Genomic DNA, 8,832 nt, shown 5'->3' with positions numbered 1-8,832 from the left:
ACCGGGCGACTAAACCCGATCACTGAATTGGCAGTGACGGACCGCAGACTAGCCATCGATTCCAGCAGGCACAAGGCGGCAGGGATTGTCTAGGAAACGTCCTGCAATTTAAAGGGACACGCCTTGCTGGCCCTTTAAAAACCATGACCAAATGCCACCAACCCCTCATTTGAAATGCAGACAAATGTGGGAGGGGGCTTGCTCCCGATGGCGGTGTGTCAGTCACAGATGTGTTCACTGACACTCCCTCATCGGGAGCAAGCCCCCTCCCACAGGGTTCTCCAGTGTTGGTAAGTATGGGCTTACCGCCGACCCGCCCGCGTACTCACATCCACCCACACTGCCAGCACCAGAATGCTGCCTTTCACAATCATCTGCCAATAGCTGTCCACGTCTAGCATCGACATGCCGTTATCCAGGCTGGTAATCACCAAGGCCCCGAGCAACGCGCCGTATACCGTGCCCGAGCCGCCGCGCATCGAGGTGCCGCCAATAAAGCAGGCGGCGATGGCGTCGAGTTCGCCCATGTTGCCCGCCGACGGTGACCCGGCAGCGAGGCGGGCGGTGTTGACCAGGCCGGCGAGGGCGCACATCACGCCCATGATGCCGAAGATCCACAGTTTCACCGCCTGCACATTGATGCCCGACAGCCGTGTGGCTTCCATATTGCTGCCCACCGCGTACACCCGTCGACCAAAAACGGTCTGGCTGGTGACGTAGCTGAACACGCCGAGCAGCACCAGCAACAGCAGCACCGGCACCGGGATGCCGTCGTAGCTGTTGAGGGTGGTGACAAACCCGGCGAGCACCGCGCCGATCAGCACCACACGCAGCCCGTCACGCACCAGCGAGTGCGCGGCCAGGCCATGCAGCGCGCGGTTACGCCGTTGTTTCCAGGTCAGAAAAAGCGTCAGCGCGAACAGCACTACACCCAGCCCTGCGCCCACCGTGTGAGGCAAGTAGCCCTGGCCCACATACACCAGCGATGGCGACACCGGCGCGATGGTGGTGCCGCCGGTAATCCCCAGCAGAATCCCGCGAAATGCCAGCATGCCGCCCAGGCCGACGATAAACGAGGGGATGCGCAGGTAAGCGGTCATATAGCCGTTGGCCAGGCCGATCATCAGGCCGCACAGCGCCACCAGGCTGAGGTTGGCCAGCAGCGGCACGTGATAGACCACGTCGAGGATCGCCGCCAGCCCGCCCAGCAGCCCGAGCAACGAGCCCACCGACAAATCGATCTCGCCGCTGATGATCACCAGCACCATGCCGCACGCCAATATTCCGGTGATCGACATCTGCCGCAGCAGGTTGGACAGGTTGCGCGGGGTGAGGAAGCCGCCCTCGGTCTGCCAGCTGAAAAACAGCCAGATAAACGCCACGGCGATCACCAGCGCGAGCATTTTGTAGCGGGTGAAAAGGTGTTTGACCTGATTCATCTACAGGGTCTTCCGAAGGTTATTAGGTTGGCTGAGCGCCGCGGCGAGCACCTGTTCCTGGGTCAGGCCGGCATTGACGAAATCGCCCCGCAGCTGGCCGTCGCCCATCACCAGCACGCGGTTGGATACCCCCAGTACCTCGGCCAGTTCCGAGGAGACCATGATGATCGACACGCCTTCGGCCGCCAGCGCGCCCATCAGCTTGTAGATCTCGTACTTGGCGCCCACATCCACACCCCGCGTGGGTTCATCGAGGATCAGCACCTTGGGCTTGGCCATCAGCATTTTCGCCAGCACGGCCTTCTGCTGGTTGCCGCCGGAGAGGCTGGTGATAGGCAGGAACGGGCTGGCGGTCTTGAGGTGCATACGCGCGATTTGCTGGTCGATGCTGCCCAGTTCGGCCTCGGCGTCGATGCGGGTCAGGTGCGCATAGGTATCAAGTACCGCCAGGGTGATGTTATGGCCCACACCCAGGTCGGGGATGATGCCCTGGCGCTTGCGGTCCTCGGGCACCATGCACAGCCCGGCGCGGATCGACTTGAGCGGCGTGCGCGTGTCGATCAGCTGCCCGTCCAGCCACACCTCGGCGCTGTAGCGGCCGGGGTAGGCGCCGAAGAGTGCCGACACCAGCTCGGTGCGCCCGGCACCTACCAGCCCCGCAATGCCGAGGATTTCGCCGCGTTTGAGCACGAAGGAAATATCGTCGACACGCTTGCGCTTGGGGTTGTCGACGTCGTAGCAGGTGACATGGCGCGCTTCGAAAATCACCTCGCCCACTGCATGGGGTTCGGTGGGGTAGAGGTTGCTCATCTCGCGGCCGACCATCTGCGTGATGATCCGGGGGATGTCCATGTCAGCCATGGCTGTGGTCGCGATATGCTTGCCGTCGCGAATCACCGCGATGGTGTCGCACACCGCTGCCACTTCATCGAGCTTGTGGGAGATGTACACGCAGGCCACGCCCTTGGCCTTGAGGTCTCGGATAATGTCCAGCAGCACCTCGATTTCCGAACGGGTCAATGCCGAAGAAGGCTCATCAAGAATCAACAGGCGCGCCTGCTTGTTGAGGGCCTTGGCGATTTCCACCAGTTGCTGATAGCCGCCGCCGTACTGCGACACCGGCAGCGCCACATTCATGTCCGGCACCTTCAGCTCGCGCATCAAGGCTTCGGCACGGTGCAGCATCGCCGGGTAGTTCATGCGCCCGCCGGGCAGGGTCAGCTCGTGGCCCATGAAGATGTTTTCGGCCACCGACAGGTCCGGCACCAGGGTCAGTTCCTGGTGGATGATAACGATGCCGGCCGCCTCGGTTTCGCTGATGGACTGGGCTTTGAGCGGCTGCCCATCCCAAAGGATTTCACCCTCCCAGGTGCCATGGGGGTAGACCGCCGACAGCACCTTCATCAAGGTGGACTTACCGGCACCGTTCTCGCCGCACAGGCCGACGCATTCCCCGGGACGTACCTTGATGTCGATGCCATTCAACGCGTTGACACCGCCAAAGCTTTTGACGATGCCGTTCATTTGCAGCAGGTAGTGCGACATGGCGATGGCTCACACAAAAGGCCGATAAAACACGCTCACTGTAGGAGCGAGCTTGCTCGCGAAAATCGCGCAGGCGACGCGGGCCTGCCTGGCAGCGCTGCGTTATCGTTGGCGCTTTTCGCAGGCAAGCCAGCTCCTACAGGCCGATCTGCTCTTTGGTATAGAACCCGTCCTTTTCCAACAGGTCGATGTTGGCCTTGGTCAATGGCGTCGGGGTGAGCAGGATGGTGTCGACCTTCTTGCTGCCATTGTCGTATTGCGAGCTGTAGGTGGGTTTTTCGTTGCGCGCCAGCTGCACCGAGAGCTTGGCGGCTTCGGTGGCGATCAACTTGAGCGGCTTGTAGACGGTCATGGTCTGGGTGCCGTCGATCACGCGCTTGACCGCCGCGAGGTCGGCGTCCTGGCCGGAGATCGGCACCTTGCCCGCCAGCTTCTGCGCAGCCAGGGCCTGGATTGCGCCGCCGGCGGTGGCGTCGTTGGACGCGACGATGGCGTCGATCTTGTTGTCATTACGGGTCAGGGCGTTTTCGACAATGCTCAAGGCTTCGGTAGGGTTCCACTCCTTGACCCACTGCTGGCCGACAACCTTGATATCGCCCTTGTCGATGGCCGGTTGCAGGACCTTCATCTGGCCTTCGCGCAGCACCTTGGCGTTGTTGTCGGTGGGTGCGCCACCGAGCAGGAAGTAGTTGCCCTTGGGCGCCGCCTGCAGCACACCGTTGGCCTGCATCTCGCCGACTTTTTCGTTATCGAAGGAAATATACGCGTCGATATCCGCGTTGAGGATCAGGCGGTCATAAGACACCACCTTGATCCCGGCCTTCTTGGCTTCGGCCACGGCATTGGTCAACACGGTGGCATTGAAGGGCACAATGACGATCACATCGACGCCCCGGGAGATCAGGTTTTCGATCTGGGAAATCTGCTTCTGCTCGTTGGCATCGGCGGACTGCACGAACACCTTGGCGTCGAGTTTTTCCGCCGCCGCAACAAAGTAATCGCGGTCGCGGGACCAGCGCTCCAGGCGCAGGTCATCGATGGAGAAACCGATCTTCGGATGAGCAGAATCGGCCATCACCGGCAAGGCAAGCAGGGCCAGGGCGCTGGCGAGCAGGGTGCGTTTGAATGATTTCATGGTGGTGCGTCCCTTTATTGTTGTTGGAAAGACACAAGGTGATGCGGGTAGAACTGTAGAGCGTCCCTTGACGCTCTGTGCATAGATTTGTCGTGCAAATGTCACCGATAGATAAACCGATTCACAACCCCCTCCAGCATCTCCTGCCGACCACTCACCGCCTGCGGGTTCAGCTCCTGGGCAAACGCGTGCTCAGCCAGGGACTGCAGGCTGAACTCACCCGCCAGCACCGCCTGGCCCAACGGCTGCTGCCAACCGGCATAACGCTGGTCCTTGAACTGCTGCAAGCGGTCGTCCTGCACCATCGCCGCCGCACGCTCCAGGGCCAGGGCCAGCACATCCATGGCCGCCACATGCCCGTGGAACAGGTCCACCTCGTCCAGGCTCTGGCGCCGGACCTTGGAGTCGAAGTTGTAGCCGCCGTTCTTGAAGCCCCCGGCCTTGAGGATTTCATAGGTGGCCAGGGTCATTTCCTCGACGCTGTTGGGGAACTGGTCGGTGTCCCAGCCGTTCTGCGGGTCACCGCGGTTGGCGTCGATGCTGCCGAAGATCCCCAATGACACGGCGGTGGCGATCTCATGATGAAAACTGTGCCCGGCCAATGTCGCGTGGTTGGCCTCGATGTTCACTTTGATTTCTTTCTCCAGGCCGTACTCATGCAGGAAGCCGAACACCGTGGCGCTGTCGTAATCGTACTGGTGCTTGGTGGGCTCCTGGGGCTTGGGTTCAATCAACAGGTCGCCGGTAAAGCCGATCTTGTGCTTGTGCTCCACCACCATGCGCATAAAGCGCCCAAGCTGCTCGCGCTCGCGCTTGAGGTCGGTGTTGAGCAGGGTTTCATACCCTTCACGACCACCCCACAGCACATAGTTGGCACCCTTGAGCCGCAGCGTGGCGTTCATCGCACTGAACACCTGGGCGGCAGCGAAGGCGAACACTTCCGGGTCCGGATTACTCGCGGCCCCGGCGGCAAAACGCGGGTTGCTGAAGCAGTTGGCGGTGCCCCACAGCAGCTTGATGCCGGTCTGTTCCTGATGACGCTCCAGGTGATCGACCATCTGCGCAAAGTGGTTGCGGTACTCCTTGAGCGAGCTGCCCTCCGGCGCCACGTCGGTGTCGTGGAAACTGTAGTAGTCGATACCCAGCTTGGAAAAAAACTCAAAGGCCGCCTCCGCCTTGCCGATCGCCAGCTCCATCGGATCGCCACTGCGCTGCCATGGGCGTTTGAACGTGCCCATGCCAAACATATCCGCCCCTGGCCACACAAAGGTGTGCCAGTAACAGGCGGCCATGCGCAGGTGTTCGCGCATGGTTTTGCCGAGGATGAGTTTGTTGGCGTCGTAATGGCGAAAGGCGAGGGGGGATTCGCTGGCAGGGCCTTCGAAGCGAACCTTGTCGACACCGGGAAAGTACGGCATGGCGGTTTCCTTATTGTTCTTGGCGGTGCCTGGATACTAGCAACGGCACCTGGGGTGCTGATTATGAAAATCACCAAGGTGTAGTGCGATTTTGAGTAGGGCGTTCAGAACGGCTCAGGGAGTACGTGATTTAGGGAAACGTCTGACTTTACGGTGGGGATATGCCTCTTCAAAGTTTAGGGGTGTCAGCTAAGACCACCAATAAGGAAAACATCATGAACGCATCGCACTTTTCGCTATATACCAATGAAGTGACGCCTGACTTACTCAATCAATTAAATAAATCACCCTTTACGGAGCAGCAGTTATCCAACTTCAATGAGCGCGCTTTGCAGCTCGTTAAGGATCAGCAGGCTTATTGCAACGCTCACCCGCCTATTGCTATTTACCGAATTGCCGCCGAAGGCAGTCAGACCCGTAACGGTGGTGTCATCAAGAAAACCGCTTCGGGGCTTGAGTTTAGATTGGCCGACGGCTCGCAAGTACGTGCGGCACACAAGGGTGATTACGTGGAATATGCCGACGGCACTCAAGCGCCTATCGTGACAGGATCGGGCGAAGATAATGGCCATCTCGCGCTGGTAGGCAGTTATCTCAGCAATGGCGACCAGATTATTAATACGCCTCAAGACTCGTCAATTTTGATTGAACGTCAGGGCGTTCCATTGGCAAAAGATTTTCTACCGTCTATGAAATAGCAGGGGCGCAATGTCCTGTTGGAAATATGCCGGGACGTCCGGAACAGATTAAGGAAAAAACAATGAGCGTAGGTTATTTCATTGGCCTGGGTGATAAAACCACCTGCGGCGGGGAAGTGCTGGACGGAGATAACAGAATCAACATACATGGCCTTCTTCATGCGTGCGAAGGTGACCGAGTTACCTGTGGCAAGGATGGGCAAACCTATAGGATCGTCGGTGGCATTTCATTCATGAACAGCCATGGCCGGCTTATGGCCGGTACGTTGGATAGCTACAGTGACTGTCCCTGTAAAGCCGAGCTGGTGCCTTCGGTGTTTTCAGCCAAGTATCACAGCAGAGGTGGCTCGGTGGTGAGTGCCAACAGGCAAGCCGCGGAGCCGGTCCGGCCAACGACTCACTGGGCAGCGCCGTCTCAAAACGCTTACACCCCGACAAGCCATTCGGCGCCGCCCGCATTTAACAACCTCTCGAGCCAGGAACCAGGTTTTTATATCGTGCCCAAAAGCATGACTCGCGAAGCGTTGGAGGCCACGCTGTTTCCAATTCGTGATCCGGCGGTGATGCGCAAGTTTCAATCACTGAACCCCAATACAAGTCACGTCAAAGCCGGCTCGATGATCGTGCTCAGCGATCCGAACAACACCTCCTGCACCTATCAGGAAGCGCAACTGATGCAGGCCGCTCGGCAGGTCGATGCCTCCCTGGATGCCTTGACGCCAGACGAGGCCGACTTCCTGTTTCGCCACGGCGCCGAAATCGCAGGTTTCATCGGCCATACCTCAACCTGGCTCGGCGTGAGTGCGGTGGTGATGGAGAAGCACCTGAGTAATCTGCGCGACACACTCCAGGCGATGGAGCGCCTGCATCAGGAAAGCTATCGGCAGCACGGCCACCTTAAATCGCCGCAGTTCTTTGCTGATCGTCAGCGGCTGATGAACCAGCTGGACGCCCATTTGCTCAACTCCACGCGCCTGCGCGGCCAGACAACTTTGGGCGATCACCCGAAGTTGAAAACGGCCCTGGGTATTTCCAGCCGCAGCCTGGTGCATCACTGGGACAAGGCGGGCGGGCCGGGTCAGATTCCGGGGTATGCCGCTCATGTGGATGCGGTTAGTCGTGCCACGAAGTATATGAAGGCAGGTGGTTATATCGGTATTGGTCTTGGGGGCGTGTCTTCGCTGTTGGCTATACAGCAGGTGTGTAATGCGAATTCTGGAGCTGCATGTGAGAGGGTCAAGTTCACTGAAGGGGGGAAGTTCGCAGGCGCTACATTTTTTGGTGTAGGAGCAGGAGCGTTAGCCGGTGCGACAGGCGGCTCAGTCTGCTTGGCACTGGGTGTTACGACGGGAATAGGGGGAGTGGTCTGCGTCGCGGCTTTAGTAGGAGCCGGCGCATGGGCAGGTACGACCTATGGTGGTCAAGGTGGTGAATACGTGGGTGAAAAGATCTACGAGGCTATACAACCATGACTAACATGGATACTTGGCCTCCTTGGGTTGCGATTATCTTTGCCGGAGGCCCTATTCTGCTTGCAGCTGCTGGCCTTGCTTTTAGCCTTTACCTTACTCATTGTCATCTGGAAGCCATGAAGGAGGCTCTAAAAAATAGTCGTTATATGTACATATGGGGGACAAGTTTGGGGAGGCGCGGTTTGATTTGGTCTCTCTTGGAAATGTCGAAAATCGCCGGAATGGTGGTTTGGCCAAGGGCCTCTATCATTATGGGAGAGGTTGATCCAGTCGACATCGAGAAGTTTCCTCCCTACCTGAAGCGACTTTTAGTTATCGATTTGGCAATGATGATAGTTGCCTGTATTTGGATGGGTGTCGTGGTTGTACTGCTTAGATTTAGGTGACCTCAAAGCGGGCCTCATATGAGGCCCGCTGTCCTGATCAGGCAAACCTGCGCGTACTCGTTACTGGCAATCCAGCAGGTGTGTAAAGGAGCCTCTGGGGAGGATTGCAGGAGGATCAAGTTTACGGAAGCGGGGAAGTTCGCTGGGGCCACGTTCTTCGGTGGTTTGGGTGGATGGGCGGCGCTGTTATCTGTATCGCAGCCATTGTAGAAGCTGGCGCATGGGCAGGTACCACCTACGGTGGTCAAGGTGGTGATTACGTGGTTGAAAAGATCTACGAGGCTATACCATGACTAACATCGATACTTGGCCACCTTGGGTTGCAATTATCTTTGCCGGGGGGCCTTTTGTGCTCGAACTCGTGAGTATTGCGTACAGCTTGTTCCTGAGTCATCGACATTTGGATGCGATAAAAGAGGCGTTGAAGAACAGTCGCTATATTTATCTTTGGGGGCCGAGCCTGGGGAGGCGCGGCTATATTTGGTCGTTGTTGGAGATGGCAAAAATCACCGGGATGATAGCGATGCCAAGGACATATATCCGCATTGGCGACTTGAGCCCTATCGATTATGAAAACTTTCCCCCTTACCTAAAACGCCTACTGAACCTACATTTAGCAATGATAGTTGGCACGGGTGTTTGGCTGATAACTGTATTCATAGTTTTAAAGTTTAGGTAGATAGGACGGGCCTCCCTGAGGCCCGATGTGCCCAGACAGCTTCCGGGATACGACATCGAT

The 8,832-nt window shown here is 58.1% G+C and carries 8 protein-coding genes; 4 read left to right on the top strand and 4 right to left on the bottom strand.

Annotation, left to right across the window (positions count from 1 at the left end):
* Window positions 1-302: 302 nt before the first annotated feature.
* From ASD70_RS06990 to xylA, 4 genes are all read right to left on the bottom strand, one after another.
* Complete coding sequence (locus tag ASD70_RS06990) at window positions 303-1,439, bottom strand: sugar ABC transporter permease (RefSeq protein WP_056846024.1); 1,137 nt, start codon at window positions 1,437-1,439, stop codon at window positions 303-305.
* Complete coding sequence (xylG, locus tag ASD70_RS06985; protein WP_056846023.1) at window positions 1,440-2,984, bottom strand: D-xylose ABC transporter ATP-binding protein; 1,545 nt, start codon at window positions 2,982-2,984, stop codon at window positions 1,440-1,442.
* Between the two features lie 136 nt (window positions 2,985-3,120).
* Window positions 3,121-4,119 (bottom strand): D-xylose ABC transporter substrate-binding protein, encoded by a 999-nt coding sequence (gene xylF, locus ASD70_RS06980; protein ID WP_043050245.1) that lies wholly within the window; start codon window positions 4,117-4,119, stop codon window positions 3,121-3,123.
* 101 nt (window positions 4,120-4,220) lie between these two features.
* The gene (gene xylA, locus ASD70_RS06975) at window positions 4,221-5,537 is read right to left on the bottom strand and encodes a xylose isomerase (RefSeq protein ID WP_056846022.1); all 1,317 of its coding nucleotides are present in this window, start codon (window positions 5,535-5,537) and stop codon (window positions 4,221-4,223) included.
* Between the two features lie 215 nt (window positions 5,538-5,752).
* On the opposite strand from xylA, the gene ASD70_RS06970 reads away from it, so the two are divergent.
* The 4 genes from ASD70_RS06970 to ASD70_RS06950 all read left to right on the top strand — a co-directional run bounded on the left by ASD70_RS06970 (window position 5,753) and on the right by ASD70_RS06950 (window position 8,772).
* Window positions 5,753-6,235, top strand: coding sequence for a hypothetical protein (locus tag ASD70_RS06970; protein ID WP_056846021.1), 483 nt, complete (start codon window positions 5,753-5,755; stop codon window positions 6,233-6,235).
* 62 nt (window positions 6,236-6,297) lie between these two features.
* Window positions 6,298-7,707: a PAAR domain-containing protein gene (locus tag ASD70_RS06965; protein ID WP_056846020.1), complete on the top strand. Its 1,410-nt coding sequence runs from the start codon at window positions 6,298-6,300 to the stop codon at window positions 7,705-7,707.
* On the top strand, window positions 7,704-8,093 hold the full coding sequence (locus ASD70_RS06960) for a hypothetical protein (RefSeq protein WP_056846019.1): 390 nt from the start codon (window positions 7,704-7,706) through the stop codon (window positions 8,091-8,093). The genes ASD70_RS06965 and ASD70_RS06960 overlap by 4 nt, the downstream gene beginning before the upstream one ends.
* 289 nt (window positions 8,094-8,382) lie before the next feature.
* Window positions 8,383-8,772, top strand: coding sequence for a hypothetical protein (locus ASD70_RS06950; RefSeq protein ID WP_056846017.1), 390 nt, complete (start codon window positions 8,383-8,385; stop codon window positions 8,770-8,772).
* Window positions 8,773-8,832 lie beyond the last annotated feature (60 nt).

Source organism: Pseudomonas sp. Root569, from assembly GCF_001427465.1.
Lineage (GTDB): Bacteria > Pseudomonadota > Gammaproteobacteria > Pseudomonadales > Pseudomonadaceae > Aquipseudomonas > Aquipseudomonas synxantha.
Note: the sequence above shows the minus strand (reverse complement) of the source record. Positions and strands in the feature narration are given on the sequence as shown.